Origin of the sequence: Evansella clarkii (genome assembly GCF_002019695.1) — a bacterium.
Classification (GTDB): Bacteria; Bacillota; Bacilli; order Bacillales; family Salisediminibacteriaceae; genus Evansella; species Evansella clarkii.
On the sequence record NZ_KV917376.1, the window covers coordinates 3,612,501 to 3,632,035 of the forward strand.

Genomic DNA, 19,535 nt, shown 5'->3' on the forward strand with positions numbered 1-19,535 from the left:
GTATTCCTCCTCTCGTAACACAACTTCTGCCCCGCTGGTTTTCAGCGGCTGTTTAACACTTCCGCAATATGCAGTACTTTGATCGGCTTTCCTTTTCGGTTGATTCTTCCGCCAATATTCATCAAACAGCCTGAATCTGCGCCGATTAAATACTCCGCTTCTGTTTCCTCCACATGCTGTACTTTTTCATCGACCATCTGCTCCGAGATTGGCCCCATTTTTACGGAAAATGTTCCTCCAAAACCACAGCACTGTTCTTTTCCCGGCAATTCTGTATATTTTAAGCCTTCCACATTGCTCAACAGCGTCATTGGCGCGCTTTTCACACCGAGTAATCTCGTCATATGGCATGAAGTGTGGTATGTAACATTTCCTTCGAATTTTGCTCCCACGTCATCCACCTTAAGTACATCTACGATAAACTCCGTTAACTCATATGTTTTTTCTGCAAGTTTTTTAGCTTTAGGCTCCCAGACGGGATCACTTTTGAAAATATGCTGGTATTCATGGAACATGTAAGCGCAGGAGCCGGAAGGACAAACAACATATTCAGAATGGTCAAAGGCTTTCATCATCCTTTTCATCGCTTCCTTTGATTCTTTGACATAGCCGCTGTTATAAGCGGGCTGGCCGCAGCAGACCTGCGACTCAGGAAAATCTATATCACATCCTAATCTTTCAAGCACCTCAACGGTTGCCTTACCGACATCACTTTGAAACAAATCACCAAGGCAGGTTACAAACAAGCTTACTTTCATAATCAGCCTCCTCCCCTATGGGTTCTGGTCTTTAAAATACAGTGGAACTTGCATCGCCATTTACAATTCTACTCTCTATTTAATTATACATCACTGAAAGGCAACCCTTCTTTCGTCACCATATCCATTTTTTTAGTATTGTCTATCCTGTGTCAGACTCCTCCTCACTTCTATATTCCAAAATGTCTCCAGGCTGGCAATCCAATGCCTTGCATATAGATTCCAAAGTGGAAAGCCTGATTGCTTTTGCTTTCCCATTTTTCAATATGGAAAGGTTCGCCATTGTTATTCCTACTTTTTCAGAGAGTTCCGTTACACTCATTTTTCTTTTCGCCAGCATCACATCAATGTTTATTATTATTGGCATATTATCACCTCAGACCGTTAAATCATTTTCTTCTTTTATATAAATTGCTTCTTGTAAAAGTCTTTGCAGAACCGCAGCAAAGACAGCGATAACCAGTGAAGCAAAGAAAGGAACCATACCCATGATGATTAGGCCAGGTGCATCATCAAGCTCTGCAACGAAAAAAACGAAAGGCATAATAATAACGTACAAAGAGCTAATGGTCACTGCACAAAGTTTAATAACTTTCAGTGCCTGAACAGATGCTCCAGAAAATGACTTATTGGAATCAATATAATTCAGCAGTTTAAACGCCTGGTACAAGGCGATGAAAAACGGTATCGCTGATAAATAAATTCCTGTAATAGCAGGATAAAGCAGATGATCATAATCCGGACTTGCTGGATTGTTTGGTAACCAGTATAAGCCAACTATGCACAAAGCAAGAATTGGAATTCCTATAAGAATAACGGCTATCTTTAAAAACATTGTGGATCCTCGTTTCATTTAAAGCACACCTCCTGTTTATCTGGTTTAACTATATATCTTTATTTATCGTTTTACAATAAATTTTTATCGCAAAAACATCGGGTGACAGGCACCACCCGAAAAAATGTCGAACCGTCTGTTCCTCCAGCCATACAAAAAAGCATTCCTCGTTAAAAGGAATGCTCTCACAATTTAAATTACGACCACACAGTTTTTCCCTTGGTTCTTCCCTTGCATTAAGGCTTTGTCGGCGATGTTCACACGCTCAAACACGTCCTGCTGAGCATCGTTATATTCTGCTAATCCGAAAGTGAGGGAAATTTTCAACGTTTTGTCCTCATGCTGGAATTCAATATCCTCTTCAAAGCTTCGCCGCAGCTCTTCTACCACATGATATGCTTCCTCTTTTTCAGTTTTACGAAGCAGAAACAGAAACTCTTCTCCACCCCAGCGGGCAACATGGTTATTGCCGAGGCTTTCTTTTAAAAATTCAGCGCTTTTTTTTAACACTAAGTCCCCGCAGTCATGTCCATGTGTATCGTTAATAGACTTAAATCTATCAATATCAGCAAGAATTAAAGTGAATGGCTCTTTATGTTCATTGAAACTTTGTACTTCTTCGATCAGCTTCTCCATCATGCATCTGCGGTTTAACAGCTTCGTTAACCCATCTGTGTTTGCGAGAGTTTCCAGTTTTTTATTAAGGGTTCGTAAATTCTCTTCTGCGGCGTCTGTGACTTTCCGGAATAGATAAGTAGCAATCGCCAGAGATGCGCAAACAAAAATAATATTCAGAAAATGCAAGGTGTCCACGACTACAGAGTCAATTGGAATAACTGGCGACCGGAAAACAAGGGTTAATATCACAAAAATGGCTGTGTCAGCTAACACAATAAATGACTTCACCACTGTAGAAGGTTTTGCTGCTATGAAAGTGAGAATAATAACATCTAATATGTAATACTGGAATCCGGAACCAGAGCCAAGTAAATAAACCGCAATTGCCGCATGAATTACGATCTCAATATGCCCCATGTACAGAGCTGCCAGCGTATGGCCCCGTTTATTAATATAATATCCGACTAAATAAACGAAGGAACTGACGATATTTACATAACCTAAAATTGTCAGGTCCATCCAGAAAAATATGAACGTCAGAAGTATATGAATTACAAGGGCTATTAGCATAAACTTATCGGTTATAAATTTCAGCTGATTATTTTTTTGTACAGCAGAGTGCCGATCTATTATGAACACCTCCCTTTAATTCTTAATAAAAACAAAGTCAACTACGACTTTTGAAAACAAGACTATTTACTCAGTTATATTTTACCATACCAAATAGAACAGGGATAGGTATACTGTCCCATGATAATTGGACCTGTCTCTTTTTCACAAAATTAGTAGTTTCCTCGTTACCACGGTTTGGTACAATAAAATCAGCGAGGTGCAGCAAATAGATAGATTTTTTTGTAAGGTTTGTATACTCTTGAGCATCTGTTTTAACAGGTTCATGTTTTAAGGAGTGAAAAAGTGTGACTCTTACCAATGAAGAAGCTGATTTAAAATGTATGGGTGAAGCAGAATTAATTGAGATAGCAAGGACTGGAAACAACGATGCCTTTGGTGAACTGGTGAGAAGGTACAGGAGTAAGGCAATGAACTGGGCTCAAATGCTTGCGAAAGATAATAATCTGGCTGAGGATATTGTTCAGGAGGCATTTATAAAAGCATTTATGCACATGGGCACCCTTATAGACGCCAGACGGTTTCAGGCATGGCTGCGCACGATTGTCCGCAATCAGGCCATGATGGATCTGAGGCGCGGCAGGCTGTATAAAGGAGAGCAATTATTTTCACATCTAGAAACGAATTATACTTCCAATGAGACGATTAACTTCCACGATATTGACCACATATTATACCATCTCACACAGCGGGTTAATTCAAACATACACCTTCAGTACGGAAATCCGGAAAGACTGATTATGCAGAAAGAGATGCTTGAAGGGCTCCACGATCTTCTCAACTGTTTAACGAAACAGGAAAGAAAAGTCTTCGAGGCATACTTCTTTCAGCAAATTTCCCCGAAAGAAATAGCCGGTTTATTCGGAATGTCCATGAATAATATTTACACGACGCTTTCCCGGTCACGTATCAAAGTAAAGCGTGAACGGGCACGTATTTATTTAAGGGGATATTTAAAGGAGCAGTTAGGCCAGGATAATTCAAAGCGCAAAGTGCTTGCCACGCCAATATCTATGTAAGGAGGGTCAGGCGGTTATGATGCAACTAAATACGGTGAAAACGATGACTTCTGCAGCACAGGCAATGTATGCAATGCTACAGTACACGGATAAAAAGGAATTTTCCCTTTCTGAAATAATGGGTTATTCCTCCCACGCATTCCGAATGAATATTCACCCAGAGTCGGTCAGCCCGGCAGGTCCAACTATGTTCGCGCCATATGAACTCGTTTCCCAGAACTTGAAAACACTTGGTGTTTACACCTTAACCAAAAGCGAATTTACTCCCCTCTCAAATAAAGATTTAGCAGACACAATCCGTATGGCAGAAGCCAGAATTGATACAGGAGTGCCTATTATTTCCTGGGATTTATTTTCCCCTGAATTCGGCCTGATCTATGGATATGACCATGAACAGCAGGTATTTTATGCGAAAGATATGAAAAAAGACGGAATAATTAACTATTCGGAGCTAAATGAGCGGGCATCCAGCCATTTGTTTTTGTGCGGTTTCTTTGAATCTGTGCCAAAAAGAACACCAATTATGTTCCGTGACGCCCTGAAAAAAATAATCGAACACGGGGACTGTAAATCACCATTCGCTCCCTATGAATACAAACATGGTTTGGCAGGTTATGATGCTTGGATCCAGGCTTTTCAGACTCGAAAGATCGATGCCTTTGGCAACGCCTATAATATGGCTGTTGTGGCAGATGCACGTAAGCACGCGACACATTTTTTAACCATCCTGTCAGAAAATTGGGGCACCTCAACAAAGCTGGATCAGCAAGTTATCGATGGCCTGACCGAAGCGAAAGAGTTTTATAGTAAAGTCGCCTCTTATTTTGATCAGCTCGGAAAAATGTTTCCATTCCCTCAGGGCGGCGAACCTAACGACCTCGCTATCAGCCAAAAAGCAATTGAATTATTACAGCATGCATACGAATGGGAAAGAAAAGGCATGGAAGTTTTCAGGAGGCTGGAAAGCTTGCTGGAACACTACGCGGACGATAATTATATGACACCTTATAGAATAAAGAGAACTTTCGAATTTGCGGGTGTAAAACATTTTGCACAGCCTGACCAGATTGAATCAGATGCTGAAAAACAAATGTACGAATTAATGAAACGAGATAATTCGATTGTTTCCCGCATCAATAATATCAAGCTATTTGCTTATAAGTCCGGTCAAACGGGAGACGAAGAGAAAATATCCTATGTTGTGGCAAGACCTGTCAGCTTTAAGCCATACAACCTTCCAAATGATATGCAGTATTTTAAAAAAGAACATAACTACGCTGCTATCCGTGTGAAGATGAAAGAGAAAAAACAAGGATATGAAACTCTGAAAAATTGGATGCTCCAGCAAGGAATTGAAGAGAATTCAAACACATATACAATCAAATTCATTCGCCCTCCACAGCATCAGACTACGGAAGAAGATGTTGAAGTTTATGTTCCAATCAATGAAAATTCCGGACGATAAAACCGTTATGTAAGTACTTCCTGAGCGAATATGCTGGGAAAATGAAAAAAAAGACGAGCTGCCAGAGCTAATCCAGAACTCGTCTTTTTCATTTTAGTTTCTACCAGTAAGGGGAAACCATAGCTCAAAAACAGATTGAGGATCGTCATTACTTGTATATTCTTCTCCGTAAAATTCCATACAATGTGGAAGTCCAAAGCGAAAGCCTTCAATTTTTGGCGCCCATTCACTAAAGAAATATTCATTAGCATATCTAATCTCATCAATGACTCCCTGATATGTTAACACTGCATAATCAAAACGTGGGATTTCCGCAGCCGTCATTTCATCCGGGAGTTCGGCAGGAACTTCCGTAACCTCAGTGCAAGCCATGTATTTAAAAGGGTCCCCTTCTCTCCAGCCAGCAGGAAACCGCATCAGTCCATAACATCGCATTGGCACAGCATAACTGATTTCTGAATACCTTTCATTGAACTTATCCCATAGCTTTGCAATGCTATTCTCTGAAGGTTTATCTTTGTCAGGTGACCAGTCAATCTCCATACCAACTACTTTAAAAGCTTCTTTTGTTATTATCCTTTTATTTAAAACACCCATAAATAATTCTCCCTCCTGCACTCATACTTTCCGATTCCTTAACTAATTTCTTCCTGATTTATAAGCTGGCCTTTCCCTGCCTGCCGGATGCACTTTTTAATATCGTTGATTGCCTGTGTATGCATTCCTTCATGAAAAGCCGTTCGGACTAAAACCTGCTCAATAGTAGTGTAGTGCTCCATGCTTGTTGGCGGATATTTCTCTTCCAGCCGATGACCGTAGCGCTCTTTTATGTCTTTAATTTGGTTTTCAAGCATTACTTTCAGTTCCTGAAATGAAGGCGTTTCTTCTGTAAATTTATCAGGCGTTGTTCCAAAGCCGAACCACTGATTGAACTTCTTCATTGTTTCGTCTTTTTCACCAGTGACGTCTAAAATCCATAAGTATTGATCGAGATAAGTATGTCCCATGTTCCAGCGGATGTTATTTCTGAAGCCATCAGGGACTATTTCCGCCTCTTCTTCTGTTACATCCTCAAGATCATCTGATAAATACATCCGATATGTTTCTAACGACTTGAATAACGCTTCCTGCCTCTCATTCATATTGCTTCCCTCCCTAAATGATACCCATGAACCTTTTTCAGACTATTTCTTAACAATTGGTATCCAGATTTCAAAGTGTGGATCCTGCAGGTCCCTGTCATGGGGATACTTTTCGTGCTTAATTGGAAGTGTATCCTCAAAATACATAACATTTGGCTCGGTATAAGCTTTATATTCGCTTTCCATTAACAAGCGTGAAATTTTATAATATGTTTCACCTATATCTGCACCTTTTTCATGATTGGTTACAAAATAAGTAAGCTCCGGAATATATTTTTCAATCATCCCTTCCGGAACAGGCTGCTCTTCTGTAACTTCATACATGGAGTAATGGATAAAACCGTCCGGCCGTTCATGGTAAGATAACCCTAATTGCATATTCGGCTCAACTCTGCCCTCAAGTTCTCCGGCACGCTCACTCATCGTCTGTATCACTTGTTTTAACTGCTGGATGTCCGACCATGGACCATCCCACTTTAAACCAATTGCCCGGTATGATTTCTTTTTTACGATTTCAAATGTCGTATTTGCCATTTTTTATCTCCCCTCTCCAGACGATTCCTCTATTCCTTTTCCTCACAAAACATAATTTTATTTCCTTCGCTGTCGAGTACTTCAAAAAATTTTACTCCTTCTCCCCCTTCAATATCTGATTGGATGTCAGCCTTTTTCTGTTTCAAAAATTCATAGGTTTTTTCTATATCATCTGTGTCTATCATAAAAAGATGATTTGTACTCGGTCTTAATGTGTCACGGTGCATACTATCCAAAATGAGGTTCGTTCCCCCTAATGGAATGGAATAAATCGTCTTCATATCAGGTGTGGCTGTCTGCATGAATTCCTCGTCTTCCGGGAGTCCTAAGATATCTCTGTACCACTTAACTGCCCGGGGCATTTGATTGACTATTGCAAAAACTCCCCCTATGTTGGGGCGGATTGCACTATGCCTTTCCATATTCCTTTTTCACCTTCCCACTTATCGTCGTGTTATTTCTTCCTTTACTGGCATATCATGATGTGATTTCCGTCTGGATCTTTAAAAACAAACCACTGGTAGTTTTCCACTTCTGTTACAAGTTCTGCACCCATTTCTTTCATAAAGTTATAGGAAGCATAAATATCCCCGGTCCTGAACATAAATGCTGGGGCGCTGTACGGTGAAACCCCTTCTTCATCATTCCCGCCCCACATTGGCATTTCGTCTAAAATCACATCAGGCCCTTCCATTGGTAATACATATAAATGACCGAATTCAACTTTGCCAGTTTCAGGAATGCCAAGCATTTTACAATACCAGGTCTTTGCTTTTTCCACATTCCTGACCGGGATAAAAATACTGCTGACCTTCCTTTGAATCGGGCTTGCTTTTACCTCTTTATTCATAATCCTCTCATCCTTTCTCTATTTTTTTGCACCATTATCTTAGATGCCGGCAAAGGGTTAAATCTTACAGTTTTCTTAAGGAAGATTTTTCGACAAGTGCCTGGCACCTGTTGAAAAACAAATTCTTAAGCCCAGTGCATGAAAAAAAGCTGCTGAGAAAATATTCTCACCAGCCCGTATGTTTATGTTAAATTGCTTTCTTTATTTTATTATCCATGTGTGTATGGCGGCGGGGCATGTGGATGTTCGGTTCCAGCTAATGAAGATAGCGGTAACGTAAAAAGAAATGCACTAACCATTCCAACAATCAGAAGTTTTTTCATGTATATTCCCTCCTTTTTTTCTAATTATTGCATATAGGTAAATTCCCTGCATTTTCGAAAAACAGTTAATACAGGCAATTATCTGAGCTATTATTATACAATATCCCTTTTTCTTCTATTTTGATTAACATATTAATCTTCAGGAGGTTTCGGATGGATTATACGTTAGGAGACAGAATAAGAGATTTGAGAGAACACTTAAATATGTCACAAAGAGAATTATGCAGGGATATTTGCACACAAGGACTTATAAGCAGAATTGAAACAAATACAGCTACTCCCACTGCCCCGGTTTTACACCAGATAGCAGTCCGTTTAGGGGTAGATTTAAATTACTTTTTTGATGATATATCCAGGGACGGCCTGAATTATGTGAAGGAAGTAATGAATACGATCGATAAGTATATCCGGGACCAGGAATATGAACAAGTAATGGAAATTGTGGAACTTGAAAAGGACAACCCCCTGTTTAACAAAAAGCATTTGCAGCAGTACCTGTTATGGAGAGAAGGAATATGTGTGTATTATCTGCATAACGATGCTGATCATGCGTTAGAACTTCTCGATAATGCTTTTAATATGGGGAAGTCAGAGAAGAAGTTTTCTGAAGTGGAAATAGATATTTTGGCTTCTAAAGCAATCATTTACAGCCTTATAAAAAAACTGGATGATGCAGCTAATATATACAGAAAAATTATAAGAGACGTCACCTCTCTCCGTGTAGTTCAGAATAAGCGTTTAGTTATTCGTGTTTTATACAATGCCAGCAGAAATGCCTATGACAGGCATGAATACGGAGAAGCATTAGACTATATTAATAAAGCATTGAACACATGTATTAAAGAGCAGCAATTATATCTGCTGGGACACATTCTTTTTCAAAAAGGCAGCACACTCTTCCGCTACGATCCCGCGGAGAAAGAAACCTGTATTAAATTGCTTGAAGAAGCTCTCTGGGTCTATGAACTGGATCCAGTGCCAGCTTTTATCACAGCCCTTAAAGAAGAAATGACATTGATAAGACAAAGTTAAAAAATATGAAAGCCCCTCTTCCGACATGGAACGAGGGGTTTTCATATAAATTCTATCTTTTTCCAGCGATTAATATGTTAATCCCTTTTTACAGAAAACTTCATCAGAATAAGCAAATAGTCTGCTAATGGGGAATACTTGCGTATTAAAAGGTTTTTTGGTGTTTTTAATATCGGAATATTTAAAATAATATATAAACTAATCTATTAAAAGGAGGAAGACAGAAATGAAGAATATGAGGTTCATAGGGTTTATTGTTGGGTTTTTACTAGCTTTCACATTCACTTTTTCAGCGGTGAGTGCAGATAGCAAAGGTGTCGAAAAGTTTGATTACTTAATTGGTTTTAAAGACAAAGTTAATGAGAACACAGTTACCCAGCTTGGCGGCGATGTCCAGCATGAATACGAGTATATGGAGGTTCTCCATGTAACCTTGCCGGAAAAAGCTGCGGCAGCACTGAAAAAGAATCCGAACATTGCCTTTGTGGAAAAAGACGAAGAAGTAACGGCCAGCCAGACCATTCCTTGGGGCATAAACCGTGTTCAGGCACCAACCGTCCATTCCTGGGGAGCCCGCGGTAACGGAGTAAGAGTTGCTGTTCTTGATACTGGTATTGCAAGCCACGAAGATTTAAGAATTTCTGGAGGAGCCAGTTTTATCAGCTCGGAACCTTCCTACAACGACCTTAATGGCCATGGAACGCATGTGGCTGGAACAATAGCTGCCCGGGATAACAGTTATGGAGTTCTTGGGGTGGCGCCAAACGTTGATCTTTACGCTGTTAAAGTTCTTGACAGAAACGGCAGCGGTTCACTTAGCGGTATTGCCCGTGGTATTGAGTGGGCTATTACAAATAATATGGATATAGTCAATATGAGTTTAGGTGGTTCGACTGGATCTACTGCATTAAGACAAGCTGCTGATAATGCTTATAACAGAGGCATTTTACTTGTGGCAGCTGCTGGTAATACAGGCTCTGCAGGGATTTCCTTCCCAGCTCGGTATAATTCTGTTATGGCAGTAGGTGCTACAGACTCTAACAACAACCGCGCGTCTTTTTCAACATTTGGAAATGAACTGGAGATAATGGCTCCAGGTGTATCTGTATTAAGTACTTACCCTACTAACAGATATGTTTCACTTAATGGAACGTCAATGGCAAGCCCTCACGTCGCTGGTGTCGCAGCATTAGTAAAATCACGCTATCCAAACGCCACCAATGTCCAAATAAGAAACAGACTGAACAGTACAGCCACTAATCTGGGAAGCTCTTACTATTTCGGTAATGGTCTCGTTAACGCTGCAAGAGCTGCGAATTAATAGAAAAGGACACAGGGACAGTACATTGTCCCTGTGTTGTTTTCATGGTCAACAGTAACCATGTTTCAAAAAGATTATAGTTCTTTGCTTGAATTTGTACACCTTAGTTTATCTTTTTTCTGCCACTACATATACATAGTCACCTAAATCACTACTAAACTTATTTATTACGCCTTCTATTTTCTTAGTTTGGATATCTTTCTTTAACTTGCTGCAACCTTCTTTAACTTCTTCTTTTGAAGCTAAGTTTGCAAAAGTAGAAATACCTGAGCGTACATTTTCATCCAGATACATGCGCGGTTCATATTTACCACTGTATAGGAAAAAATCCTGCAAGTTTGGCTGAACTAAAAATGTTTCATGTCCAATAATTTGAAAGCCAGCTTCTCTTAATATTTTACTGACTATTTTTACATCGGGCATTTGTTTTGCAGATTTATCAATTGCTTCCGGAAAATATTCTTTAAGCCAATAGCAATTCATTTGTTCAGGGGATGAAGTGAAAATCACAAATCGTCCTTTATCAATTACTCTGTATATTTCTTTAAATGCAGAAAAGAGTTCATCAAAGTGATGAATAGACAGGATACATGCAGCCCCGCTAAATGTGTTATTGTTAAAAGGTAATCGTTTCGCATCAGCTAATTCCCATTGAATTAAACTTGACTTCTCTTTTGCTTTGGCAATCATCTCCTTGGAAATGTCAGTACCAGTCATTTGAAGCCCGGTTTCTTGCAATGCAACAGTATAATTTCCCGTGCCACAAGCAATATCAAGTACTTTACTTCCATCAGTTACTTGTAAATGATTTCGCAAACGTCCTGTTATTTCAGGGTCAGCCTTTCGCGTTGTATCGTATGCTAAACCAATTTCATCGTATAAAGCCGTCATCCCATAACCCCCTTTTTCAAATTCAATATGAAACTTTTAATTTCTGATATATGAACCTTTCTTGAAAGCGCCCAGTAAAAGAGATATTGATACTCTTATTAAATAGAAAAAAGCCAATATACATATTGCTACTAAAAACATTGATGTAACGATGTTATTTAAATCAATATGCAAACCTAAAAGATCCCTTCCTATATATCTGCCAAATAGGAGAGTAATTGCTAACGCAAAGATATCATCATATTTCGTAACTTTACTTATCAACATAAATAATCACCTCAAATTATTCTGGACTACAGGCAGAAAAATTTCCGGCATATGTATCTTTTTAAAGGAAACTATCTTATAGTTTAACATCTTTTTCCAGCGATTAGTCATTAAAAAAGCTGTCTTTCCAGTTTCCAGGATCTAAACTTTAATTACGTAATTTATCTATGATTAAAGGTATTTCCTCCAAATCCTCCACAATAAAATCTGCTTTAACGTTATCCCCTTGAGAGTTTCTTTTCCACACCCCTTTCATACCTGCTTTTATAGAAGCCGCTACATCATTTACTGGATGATCGCCAACATATATGGTTTGTGATGGTAAAACATTTAGATACTTTAAACATTTTTCAAATATCTTTCGGTCAGGCTTCTTCATTCCTTCCCATTCAGATATAAGTATAGTTTCAAAATACCTTTCAATACCTAAAGCCTTAATAGTATCCATTTAGAACTTCCCTTTACCATTTGTTATCATTCCAAGCTTAAGATTATGACCCTTTAATTTTTCTAACGTACTAATAAGGTTAGGGAATGGAACACAGCTGCTATGAAAATGACTGATATAATCCAGGAGTAGCTCTTCCCAGGTCACAGCCGTGATATTAAATTCATCAACTAACCTTTGATAGACTTTATCCTTCCAAACATACCCCTTATCATCAAGTTCTATAAATCTTGTTTTGTATCTTTCTATTGGTACATGATTTAACCATTTGTTTAATCTGTTATATTGACTTTCAATAAAAAGCTTTACTGACTCATCCCGGTTTAACAAAGTCCCGTCTAAGTCAAATACAATAGCTTTAATTATATTAATGCACTCCCTAGATTTATTTCTAAGATAAGTACTTTCTGTAAATGACGCCCCCGCCTCTTTAATAAGACAGCGAAACTTTCTGACGCTATCACTCATTCTTCAGTTTATTTTTGGCTTTTAATTAGGGAATTTACTACTGAAGTCTTTTGCAAAGCCGATACTTTAATTAAACTTAGTTAATTAATTAAGTTCTTTTCAAGAATGATCTTATGAAAACCTTTTTCATCAATATAAGTATCCATTATATCAAATCCACATTTAATATTTAAAACTAACATTCCTCGCCATTTATTCATTGTTTTTGTCTGAACGACACTATATCCACTTTCTTTTAAAAATTTATGTTGTTTTTTCATCAACTCAGTAGCAATACCATTTTTTCTATAGTTAGTTTCTACACCGCCTAGCCAGCTATAAAATTTATTATTATCAAGTTCATATCCTATCTTATAACCAATTACTTTTTTACCATCCAATGCAATAATAACTATTAATTTTTCTTTACTACTTATTTTGTTGATCAGGTTTTCTGAAGTGCTAAAAATATTCTTATGTAATTCAACAATTCCAACTGTAATTTCTTCATTTTTAGGTATTGATTTGAAAATTTGGTATTTAATACACAATTGCATCCATCTCCAATATAGTAGCTGAAATAATCATTTTGTATCCTTACGATAACCCTTAACTATTTTTCCACCATAAATAGCTTTTAATTTGTTCAATATGTCTTTAGTTTTAAAAATGAACTTAGCTGTTCTCCAATAGTCCTCAAATAGATATTTTAATTCTAATCAAAATATGCAGGCTCTTGTGGATTATGTAAATATCTAAAAACTAATTTAATCTGAGATTCTGTATTTCTATCTATCGATAATTGGGGGAGTTCATTTTCAGCGAAAAATTCAACTGCACTCGTTTCTATTCCTTTTTGTGGCTGCCCGCCTATAATTTCACATTGAATAAACATTTTATAAACATGATAAGGCGAAGGAGGATGTGGATGGCATTTCTTATCAAGCACACCTATCAATTTAGTAGTTTTCACGTCAAACCCTGATTCTGCTTTTACTTCTTTGACAGCAACTTCGCTCGGAGTTAACCCTATATCTCCCCATCCACCTGGTAACGCCCAGGCTCCATCTGTGTTTTCTTTAACCATTAATATTTTATTGTCTTTAAAGACAACACATCGAATATCTACCTTGGGAGTTGCATAACCAGTTTCATTTGCAAAGAGGTCTTTTATTAATGTCTCACTAACATTTGTATGTAGTGACAGCATTTCAACGCTAATATTTCTGATCAATTCAAACCTTTCCAAGTCGTACACATCTTTCGAATAAGTCAATCCTGCCTGTGCAATGGATTGAAGTTGTTTCGCCCATTCAAGCCATTTCGGTTCCATTCGAAAATCACCACCTGTAATTTATACCTAATTTTACCATACTCATTTCATATACTTAAACAGCTTAGCTGTTCGCTGGTTTTAATTTCATCATAGCTCCAAAGTATTGTGAAGCGGTAGTGAAAGTAATAAATGCACAAAGTTCACTTATTTCTTCATCGGTCATGTATTCCTGCAGGATCTTAAAAGAGGAGTCTGATATTTTACCCTTTTGTTTTAAAAACACCGCAGTAAAGCCAACCGCAACAGAAGTTTTTTCGTCAAGTTTATCATGCTGAGGTTTACCTTTCGCTTTACAATACTCACAACCATTACTTTGGGCTAACGACCTCCTTACTTGCTCTTTCAAATCAGAAGAGAGTAAACCATCTTTTTCCAGGATATTTCCTAAATAGCACCATCCTTTCATTACTTCTGCGTTATGGCCTAATAGTCGTTGAAAAGGTGTATCTCCTAAATTTGATTCCTTAATTCTTGCCATTTCAAATCCCCCTTTGTATATTTAATTATAGAAATTAAAATGCGAAAATCACATTAAATAAACAATATATTTATTCCTTTAACATTAAATAATTAATAAATAAATGGGGGAATCCTTTAAAAATGAAAATCGATGATATTGATAGGATGATACTTGAGGAATTGAATAATAATAGCCGCCTGTCTATGAGTGAGATTGGAAGGAGAATTAATTTATCTTCTCCTTCTGTAACAGAGCGTATTAGGCAAATGGAGTCATTCGGTATTATCAAGAAATATACATTAGAAGTTGATTATGAAAAACTAGGTTGTCCTATCCAATGTATAATAGAGGCAACAGTGAAAAATGGAGATTATGAGGCTTTTAAAAAATACATTCAAAAACTTACAAACGTACAGTTTTGTTATCGCATAGCTGGTAAGGCGTGTTATATGCTTAAAGTACACTTTGATACCTTTTCAAAAGCGGAACAATTCATAGAAGAGATAAATCCTTACGCGCAAACAGTCACACATTTTATTTTCTCTCAGGTATCAACAGAGCAAAAAATTAAATAAACAATCTTCATATTGAATTGCAGGGAGTTTGTTGAGCAGGACAGTGAGAGATTCCTAAACTATACCTCTCCACTGTTCTTTTTTACTTTATAATGGAGCCATAATCGAATCCTTTATTTCACATTCTTCTTTTATTCACACTTTCATGTTCAAATTCAATTACATAATGTAAAAAAAAGTAGTGAGTTTTTTCTTCTAACTCACCTTTAGCACTATGTAATTACTCTATATTCCACCTTACTTCGGATCCACTTCCCAGATCACCACCATGGTCAAAAACTAAGTACATTTGACCAAGTGAATTGTATATTTCCAAGCGGGTATCTACTGTCTCTCCTGCTTTTAAGTCACCTAAAAATACTCCATCAAATGGAAAAGCATTTGTATCCATTCGGCCTATACCTGTTTCACCCTCAACTGTAATTCCAAATGATTCGTAGTAAAAATCTCTGTCTAATACCAATGAAGAATCTGAGGTATTCTCTAAAGTGATATCTATAACTGCAATTTGAGCGTGCGGTTCAACTTCCCTTCCTGGTAATTGATTGTCCGCAGTGCCTACCTCAATTTCTGTAGGGGTGATTTCCAACTTTTCCGTTTCTGCTGTTTCTCCCCAACTCAGAACATTATTATTGTCTTCACTTTGACACCCTATAGTGAGTATTGAAAATAAAAATAGATTCACCCACCTTGACTTGGCTACAATTTTACTAATCAAAGAAACCTCCCCTTAATTTTTCCCTTCATATACCAGAAAACATAGACCGGAAAAAGATGCAACACCTCAACTAGTGGTTCGCTATTTTTACTCTGGTGCAACTAGTTCCACTTTTATTCTATCTGGGTCTTCAAAAAAAACAGCATAATAGTTATTTCCTCCAGCGAAAGGATGCTTATCTGAGTAAAGGATATTAACTTTTCTCGCTTTTAATTTTTTTGTCATTTCGTCTACATGTTGACGTGATGTGGCATGAAAAGCTAAATGATTAAGCCCTGCCCGGCATCTATGGTATGGAATATCTAAAAACCTGTCCTCGGTTTGTACAAATACTATGTATGTGTCATCTAATTTCCAACTTTGCCCTTTGCCCCATTCTTGATAAGATGTATATCCTAATTCCTCCAGAAACCAACCCCAAAAATCTACTGTCCTTTTTATATCAGTTACATATAGTTCAATATGATGTAGCAGTCCTTTTGACAATGTAAACTCCTCCCGGCTTATTCAATACTTATACTCCAAACTCGAAGTAGTACATTAAATGTTTAAAGTATTTTAAAAATAGTCATTCCTGTATTTCTTGTGATAATTTTTTAATACAATCTTCTCTTATCTCCCATAAATTATCAGTGTTAAATTTATGGCATAGCCCTTTGTCTCTTAACCAGACAGGTATATAAGAGCGATGGAAGTTAATTTTATAGTTTCCAATTTGAGCAGGGGTAATTTTCTCTTCAACCAAGAAGGTATTTATAGGCTCCCCTTTTACATCCAGCCTCGTAAAATCATATCTTTTCTCATTATATTTTAAATAACAATGTGCCTCAGGAAGAAATTCTAGTCCATATTTTTTTAGTATAGCCCCCACTCCAGGGGTATTATATTCAGTCATTTCATAAATCCCAGTATATAGTTTTATCTCTTCCACCTGTTGTTCAATACACAATCGAGATAGTAATGCGTGTTTAGTACTGCAAGTTCCTCTTTTTTCAGTTAATACAAGTTGATATAGACTTCTTTGGCTATTTCTTCCATAAGGTAAATTTCCAATAAAATTTATAGCTTGATAAAAATCTTTAATTCCAAGATTAACAAGCTCTTTGGAAATCTTTCCATTATTAATGATAGTAAAATTAGGCAATTCCTCTGTCCTCATAATTTCTTTCCTTTCTAAGGATGCTATCCTCCTTTTCTTAGACAAAGGCAGCATTTTGCTTGTTCAGCATAATGATTTCCGCCACCCCAGTAAAAAGATTCATCCTTTAACAGCTTTAATAATCATGGTTGTTGGAAATTGCCTTGCCTTGTATAAAGAATAATAACGATCAGATATATCTTCATTTACGTCATCAAATTCTGCTGGAACATCACTTTCAATGAGAGACTTAATAGTAAATCCAGCTTCTATTAACTCATTTATATAAGTTGCCATTTTTCTTTTCGGAATTATAACTGGAGTATCTTCCCCCTTAAAATTCGAATATTTAATTACCCCTTCATTTTGATATGTCCCCTCAAGATGTAATTGACCATTCAGGCTTTTTAAATGAGCGTATAAAGGATGATCCCAACTAAATATAAAGGAACCACCGGGCTTCAAATATGAATGGATAAGTTTAAATGCAGCTGAAAGATTTGTCGTCCAGCCAATAGCATAAATAGAGTAAACTGCATCAAAATATTTCTTAGGTATATCAATATCTTTTTCCATAGGTGTGCAGTATAAATTAGCTTCCAGACCTTCAAGCGTTTTATGGGCTGTTTTTATTTGAGCTTCTGACAAATCAATTCCCCACAGCTCACTGGCCCCCTGATCCGCCATGTATCTCAATGAATGACCGCTTCCACAACCAATATCAAGAACTTTTTTATTTGTAATTTCATCAAATAGTCTTAACTCATCTTCAGTTTGAGCAAAAGGACCATAACTAGGTAATGCGTCCTTCCCATTAAAATGATGAGCTACTTTGTTCCAACTTTTTTTGTTTTGTTTAAGAATATCATTAGACAATCTAAATCCTCCATTTTTATGTTTCATAATTAAAATAAATAAAAGAGCTTAAACCCTTATTTTATATATGTTTTTAAAGGGTTAGTTTCATTCTAAATTTTCCGAATACACTTTCAGTAAATTAGCTTGTCCTTTTACCTCACTTCTAATTTAACATAAATATCCATATTTTTTTGAAAAAAATAAAAACACAAGTGATTTCTTCAGTTAAGTCACTTGTGTTTTAAGCTCAGTGATTTTCAGTCCCTTTAGTACTTAAAATTACCCCTCCGTATTTTTTACCCTAGCACCCAAAGCCTCGTATTCCTCCGGGTTGTTTATATTTAAAAAAGCCCGCTCAATTTCAGGGATGGTGCTGAGATCGTCTTCCTCCAGCCACAATGTATTCAGTTTTTTCCACAGGTTATTTACCCGGAAGTCATTCCCTTCTAAGATGCCTTCAATCTCCCCGGCCACCGACTTATGGTATACAGCAAATAAAGGCTGTCGCATTCTGTTAAAACGAGGAACCACAGCATCAAAACCCTGACTTTTTTTCACCAGTAATTCTGCTACATGCCTGGACACAAACGGCATATCACATGCGGCGACAACGTTGTACTCCGCTGCTGATGCCAATAACCCGGCATGAATGCCCGATAATGGCCCTGAGCCAGGATATACATCTGAAACTATTTTTACGTCATCAGGAAGTAAAGGAGCATATTCTTCCGGGCGATTAGTTACAAGAATGCGGTCAGAGAACTCTTCACCAAGACTGTCAAAAATACGTTGAATCATTGCTTTACCTTCTATCGGCAGCAGTGCTTTGTTTCTCCCCATCCTGCTCGACTTTCCACCTGACAATACAATTAAGCCTGCGTTCATTTTCATCCCCCCTTAACCATGACCAAGTCAACCCAATATTTTAGGGGGCAATCCCCCCTTCGACGATCTTACATTTTTGACAAATTCCCGGTCTTCACAGGCACTCTAAAGTACCCTTTTTCTCTTGCCAGCATATCTAAATGGAATGTTGCAAAATCGTCTAATAACAAAAATATTGGACTTGATGGATCAAGTTTATTTATTCCTTTCACGTAGCCATTGCATTCATCGCAAACATCAATCTGGAAGGAGCCTTTCTCTTCTTTAATGAAGATGGTGCTCAGTTTGTTATGGTCCCGGTTGTCACAGTGGGGGCAGGCAATTCGCCAGAACACCCAATCGCCGGCACATGATAAACATCGGAAGTGGCGGAATCTCTCGCTGCCCCGGTATTCCGCAAGACCGTGCTGATCGCCGCATACTGGACAATAATCTTTCATCCATGCTTCTTCATTAAACACTTTAGTTTGATCGAACTCTTTTGCGTATTCATGTAAGGTGGGCAGCAAGCTGTAGCGAACGAGTACAAATAAAACATCCAGAGGCAGATGGAATTTATCCCCGAACTGGTCAATGGTTCGGCTTTCCCCAGTTAACCAAGCCTTTAGCAGATGATGAATTTCCATATCTTCAGCTTTCTTGCCCATCTTTTTAAAATTTGAGCGGGAGTCGCCTAACCCTGTCCAGCTTGAAAGTTCGCGAAACTGAATAACAGCTGAACTCAGCTCGATTTTATCTTCTTCCCCTTCTAAGTAAGGGATTCCTTCTTTTAGTTTTCCTTCCGCTTCCTCTCTGGATAAATTCAGCTCAGCAACTGAAGGTTCAGCTTTTTCCAGTCGCTCTATCAAATCAATATGAATCTTTGAAACATTTTTCAGCTCTTTATTTTTATCAATCATGCGGCTCCATACATTCTTTACAGATCTGACTTTGCTCATAACCGCCCCTCTTTCCGTTAATTGACTTCCAGATTTATTGAAAAAAA

General features: G+C 37.7%; 24 protein-coding genes and 1 pseudogene. 5 read left to right on the forward strand and 20 right to left on the reverse strand.

Annotated features, from left to right (window positions below; all coding sequences use genetic code 11):
- Window positions 1-41: 41 nt before the first annotated feature.
- The 4 genes from BK582_RS16845 to BK582_RS16860 all read right to left on the reverse strand — a co-directional run bounded on the left by BK582_RS16845 (window position 42) and on the right by BK582_RS16860 (window position 2,781).
- Complete coding sequence (locus BK582_RS16845; protein WP_078596154.1) at window positions 42-758, reverse strand: (Fe-S)-binding protein; 717 nt, start codon at window positions 756-758, stop codon at window positions 42-44.
- Window positions 759-900: 142 nt separating this feature from the next.
- The gene (locus BK582_RS16850; protein WP_078596155.1) at window positions 901-1,125 is read right to left on the reverse strand and encodes a helix-turn-helix domain-containing protein; all 225 of its coding nucleotides are present in this window, start codon (window positions 1,123-1,125) and stop codon (window positions 901-903) included.
- Between the two features lie 9 nt (window positions 1,126-1,134).
- Window positions 1,135-1,611 (reverse strand): DUF2975 domain-containing protein, encoded by a 477-nt coding sequence (locus BK582_RS16855; RefSeq protein WP_078596156.1) that lies wholly within the window; start codon window positions 1,609-1,611, stop codon window positions 1,135-1,137.
- Between the two features lie 174 nt (window positions 1,612-1,785).
- A complete protein-coding gene (locus tag BK582_RS16860) occupies window positions 1,786-2,781 on the reverse strand; it encodes a GGDEF domain-containing protein (RefSeq protein WP_218190736.1) in 996 nt (331 codons plus the stop codon).
- A gap of 347 nt (window positions 2,782-3,128) precedes the next feature.
- On the opposite strand from BK582_RS16860, the gene BK582_RS16865 reads away from it, so the two are divergent.
- The gene (locus BK582_RS16865) at window positions 3,129-3,860 is read left to right on the forward strand and encodes an RNA polymerase sigma factor (protein ID WP_078596158.1); all 732 of its coding nucleotides are present in this window, start codon (window positions 3,129-3,131) and stop codon (window positions 3,858-3,860) included.
- Window positions 3,861-3,876: 16 nt separating this feature from the next.
- The gene (locus tag BK582_RS16870) at window positions 3,877-5,325 is read left to right on the forward strand and encodes a hypothetical protein (protein WP_078596159.1); all 1,449 of its coding nucleotides are present in this window, start codon (window positions 3,877-3,879) and stop codon (window positions 5,323-5,325) included.
- Between the two features lie 93 nt (window positions 5,326-5,418).
- Here the strand turns inward: BK582_RS16870 and BK582_RS16875 are convergent, their stop codons facing one another.
- Genes BK582_RS16875 through BK582_RS16895 form a run of 5 tightly spaced genes read right to left on the reverse strand, consistent with a single transcriptional unit; the run spans window position 5,419 to window position 7,851 of the window.
- On the reverse strand, window positions 5,419-5,922 hold the full coding sequence (locus BK582_RS16875; protein ID WP_078596160.1) for a GyrI-like domain-containing protein: 504 nt from the start codon (window positions 5,920-5,922) through the stop codon (window positions 5,419-5,421).
- Between the two features lie 38 nt (window positions 5,923-5,960).
- Window positions 5,961-6,467, reverse strand: a complete 507-nt coding sequence (locus tag BK582_RS16880; RefSeq protein ID WP_078596161.1) for a DinB family protein — start codon at window positions 6,465-6,467, stop codon at window positions 5,961-5,963.
- Window positions 6,468-6,509: 42 nt separating this feature from the next.
- Entirely contained in the window at window positions 6,510-7,001 is a 492-nt protein-coding gene (locus tag BK582_RS16885; protein ID WP_078596162.1) for a GyrI-like domain-containing protein, read from the reverse strand.
- A gap of 29 nt (window positions 7,002-7,030) precedes the next feature.
- A complete protein-coding gene (locus tag BK582_RS16890; RefSeq protein ID WP_078596163.1) occupies window positions 7,031-7,423 on the reverse strand; it encodes a VOC family protein in 393 nt (130 codons plus the stop codon).
- A 44-nt stretch (window positions 7,424-7,467) separates the two neighbouring features.
- Window positions 7,468-7,851, reverse strand: a complete 384-nt coding sequence (locus tag BK582_RS16895; RefSeq protein ID WP_078596164.1) for a VOC family protein — start codon at window positions 7,849-7,851, stop codon at window positions 7,468-7,470.
- A 476-nt stretch (window positions 7,852-8,327) separates the two neighbouring features.
- On the opposite strand from BK582_RS16895, the gene BK582_RS16900 reads away from it, so the two are divergent.
- Entirely contained in the window at window positions 8,328-9,206 is an 879-nt protein-coding gene (locus BK582_RS16900) for a helix-turn-helix domain-containing protein (RefSeq protein ID WP_078596165.1), read from the forward strand.
- 226 nt (window positions 9,207-9,432) lie between these two features.
- Window positions 9,433-10,527: a S8 family peptidase gene (locus BK582_RS16905; protein WP_078596166.1), complete on the forward strand. Its 1,095-nt coding sequence runs from the start codon at window positions 9,433-9,435 to the stop codon at window positions 10,525-10,527.
- A gap of 108 nt (window positions 10,528-10,635) precedes the next feature.
- On the opposite strand, the gene BK582_RS16910 is transcribed toward BK582_RS16905, so the two are convergent.
- The 5 genes and pseudogenes from BK582_RS16910 to BK582_RS16935 form a co-directional block, all read right to left on the reverse strand.
- Complete coding sequence (locus tag BK582_RS16910; RefSeq protein ID WP_078596167.1) at window positions 10,636-11,418, reverse strand: class I SAM-dependent methyltransferase; 783 nt, start codon at window positions 11,416-11,418, stop codon at window positions 10,636-10,638.
- A gap of 415 nt (window positions 11,419-11,833) precedes the next feature.
- Window positions 11,834-12,601 (reverse strand): annotated as a pseudogene (locus BK582_RS16920) (HAD family hydrolase).
- 80 nt (window positions 12,602-12,681) lie between these two features.
- Window positions 12,682-13,131 (reverse strand): GNAT family N-acetyltransferase, encoded by a 450-nt coding sequence (locus tag BK582_RS16925; protein WP_338066828.1) that lies wholly within the window; start codon window positions 13,129-13,131, stop codon window positions 12,682-12,684.
- A 164-nt stretch (window positions 13,132-13,295) separates the two neighbouring features.
- Window positions 13,296-13,913 carry an NUDIX hydrolase gene (locus BK582_RS16930; protein WP_078596170.1) on the reverse strand — a complete coding sequence of 206 codons (618 nt, stop codon included), beginning with the start codon at window positions 13,911-13,913 and terminating at the stop codon, window positions 13,296-13,298.
- Between the two features lie 64 nt (window positions 13,914-13,977).
- Complete coding sequence (locus BK582_RS16935; protein ID WP_078596171.1) at window positions 13,978-14,394, reverse strand: carboxymuconolactone decarboxylase family protein; 417 nt, start codon at window positions 14,392-14,394, stop codon at window positions 13,978-13,980.
- 122 nt (window positions 14,395-14,516) lie between these two features.
- Here BK582_RS16935 and BK582_RS16940 point away from each other — a divergent pair, with 122 nt between their 5' ends.
- Window positions 14,517-14,951 carry an Lrp/AsnC family transcriptional regulator gene (locus BK582_RS16940; RefSeq protein ID WP_078596172.1) on the forward strand — a complete coding sequence of 145 codons (435 nt, stop codon included), beginning with the start codon at window positions 14,517-14,519 and terminating at the stop codon, window positions 14,949-14,951.
- Window positions 14,952-15,171: 220 nt separating this feature from the next.
- Here the strand turns inward: BK582_RS16940 and BK582_RS16945 are convergent, their stop codons facing one another.
- The 6 genes from BK582_RS16945 to BK582_RS16970 form a co-directional block, all read right to left on the reverse strand.
- Window positions 15,172-15,669 carry a DUF4352 domain-containing protein gene (locus BK582_RS16945; RefSeq protein WP_078596173.1) on the reverse strand — a complete coding sequence of 166 codons (498 nt, stop codon included), beginning with the start codon at window positions 15,667-15,669 and terminating at the stop codon, window positions 15,172-15,174.
- A gap of 87 nt (window positions 15,670-15,756) precedes the next feature.
- Window positions 15,757-16,155: a VOC family protein gene (locus BK582_RS16950; protein WP_078596174.1), complete on the reverse strand. Its 399-nt coding sequence runs from the start codon at window positions 16,153-16,155 to the stop codon at window positions 15,757-15,759.
- Between the two features lie 82 nt (window positions 16,156-16,237).
- A complete protein-coding gene (locus BK582_RS16955; protein WP_078596175.1) occupies window positions 16,238-16,828 on the reverse strand; it encodes a hypothetical protein in 591 nt (196 codons plus the stop codon).
- A gap of 99 nt (window positions 16,829-16,927) precedes the next feature.
- Window positions 16,928-17,710 (reverse strand): class I SAM-dependent methyltransferase, encoded by a 783-nt coding sequence (locus BK582_RS16960; RefSeq protein WP_078596176.1) that lies wholly within the window; start codon window positions 17,708-17,710, stop codon window positions 16,928-16,930.
- A 234-nt stretch (window positions 17,711-17,944) separates the two neighbouring features.
- On the reverse strand, window positions 17,945-18,550 hold the full coding sequence (mobA, locus tag BK582_RS16965; protein ID WP_078596177.1) for a molybdenum cofactor guanylyltransferase: 606 nt from the start codon (window positions 18,548-18,550) through the stop codon (window positions 17,945-17,947).
- A gap of 68 nt (window positions 18,551-18,618) precedes the next feature.
- Window positions 18,619-19,488, reverse strand: coding sequence for a formate dehydrogenase accessory protein FdhE (locus tag BK582_RS16970; RefSeq protein WP_169911081.1), 870 nt, complete (start codon window positions 19,486-19,488; stop codon window positions 18,619-18,621).
- Window positions 19,489-19,535: the final 47 nt, after the last annotated feature.

Excerpts from the sequence above, each read along its gene's own strand:
- BK582_RS16845 (WP_078596154.1), bottom strand. The coding sequence starts at position 758 with ATGAAAGTAAGCTTGTTTGTAACCTGCCTTGGTGATTTGTTTCAAAGT.
- BK582_RS16850 (WP_078596155.1), bottom strand. The coding sequence starts at position 1,125 with ATGCCAATAATAATAAACATTGATGTGATGCTGGCGAAAAGAAAAATG.
- BK582_RS16855 (WP_078596156.1), bottom strand. The coding sequence starts at position 1,611 with ATGAAACGAGGATCCACAATGTTTTTAAAGATAGCCGTTATTCTTATA.
- BK582_RS16860 (WP_218190736.1), bottom strand. The coding sequence starts at position 2,781 with ATGCTAATAGCCCTTGTAATTCATATACTTCTGACGTTCATATTTTTC.
- BK582_RS16870 (WP_078596159.1), top strand. The coding sequence starts at position 3,877 with ATGATGCAACTAAATACGGTGAAAACGATGACTTCTGCAGCACAGGCA.
- BK582_RS16875 (WP_078596160.1), bottom strand. The coding sequence starts at position 5,922 with ATGGGTGTTTTAAATAAAAGGATAATAACAAAAGAAGCTTTTAAAGTA.
- BK582_RS16880 (WP_078596161.1), bottom strand. The coding sequence starts at position 6,467 with ATGAATGAGAGGCAGGAAGCGTTATTCAAGTCGTTAGAAACATATCGG.
- BK582_RS16885 (WP_078596162.1), bottom strand. The coding sequence starts at position 7,001 with ATGGCAAATACGACATTTGAAATCGTAAAAAAGAAATCATACCGGGCA.
- BK582_RS16890 (WP_078596163.1), bottom strand. The coding sequence starts at position 7,423 with ATGGAAAGGCATAGTGCAATCCGCCCCAACATAGGGGGAGTTTTTGCA.
- BK582_RS16895 (WP_078596164.1), bottom strand. The coding sequence starts at position 7,851 with ATGAATAAAGAGGTAAAAGCAAGCCCGATTCAAAGGAAGGTCAGCAGT.
- BK582_RS16900 (WP_078596165.1), top strand. The coding sequence starts at position 8,328 with ATGGATTATACGTTAGGAGACAGAATAAGAGATTTGAGAGAACACTTA.
- BK582_RS16905 (WP_078596166.1), top strand. The coding sequence starts at position 9,433 with ATGAAGAATATGAGGTTCATAGGGTTTATTGTTGGGTTTTTACTAGCT.
- BK582_RS16910 (WP_078596167.1), bottom strand. The coding sequence starts at position 11,418 with ATGACGGCTTTATACGATGAAATTGGTTTAGCATACGATACAACGCGA.
- BK582_RS16930 (WP_078596170.1), bottom strand. The coding sequence starts at position 13,913 with ATGGAACCGAAATGGCTTGAATGGGCGAAACAACTTCAATCCATTGCA.
- BK582_RS16935 (WP_078596171.1), bottom strand. The coding sequence starts at position 14,394 with ATGGCAAGAATTAAGGAATCAAATTTAGGAGATACACCTTTTCAACGA.
- BK582_RS16940 (WP_078596172.1), top strand. The coding sequence starts at position 14,517 with ATGAAAATCGATGATATTGATAGGATGATACTTGAGGAATTGAATAAT.
- BK582_RS16955 (WP_078596175.1), bottom strand. The coding sequence starts at position 16,828 with ATGAGGACAGAGGAATTGCCTAATTTTACTATCATTAATAATGGAAAG.
- BK582_RS16960 (WP_078596176.1), bottom strand. The coding sequence starts at position 17,710 with ATGAAACATAAAAATGGAGGATTTAGATTGTCTAATGATATTCTTAAA.
- mobA (WP_078596177.1), bottom strand. The coding sequence starts at position 18,550 with ATGAACGCAGGCTTAATTGTATTGTCAGGTGGAAAGTCGAGCAGGATG.
- BK582_RS16970 (WP_169911081.1), bottom strand. The coding sequence starts at position 19,488 with ATGAGCAAAGTCAGATCTGTAAAGAATGTATGGAGCCGCATGATTGAT.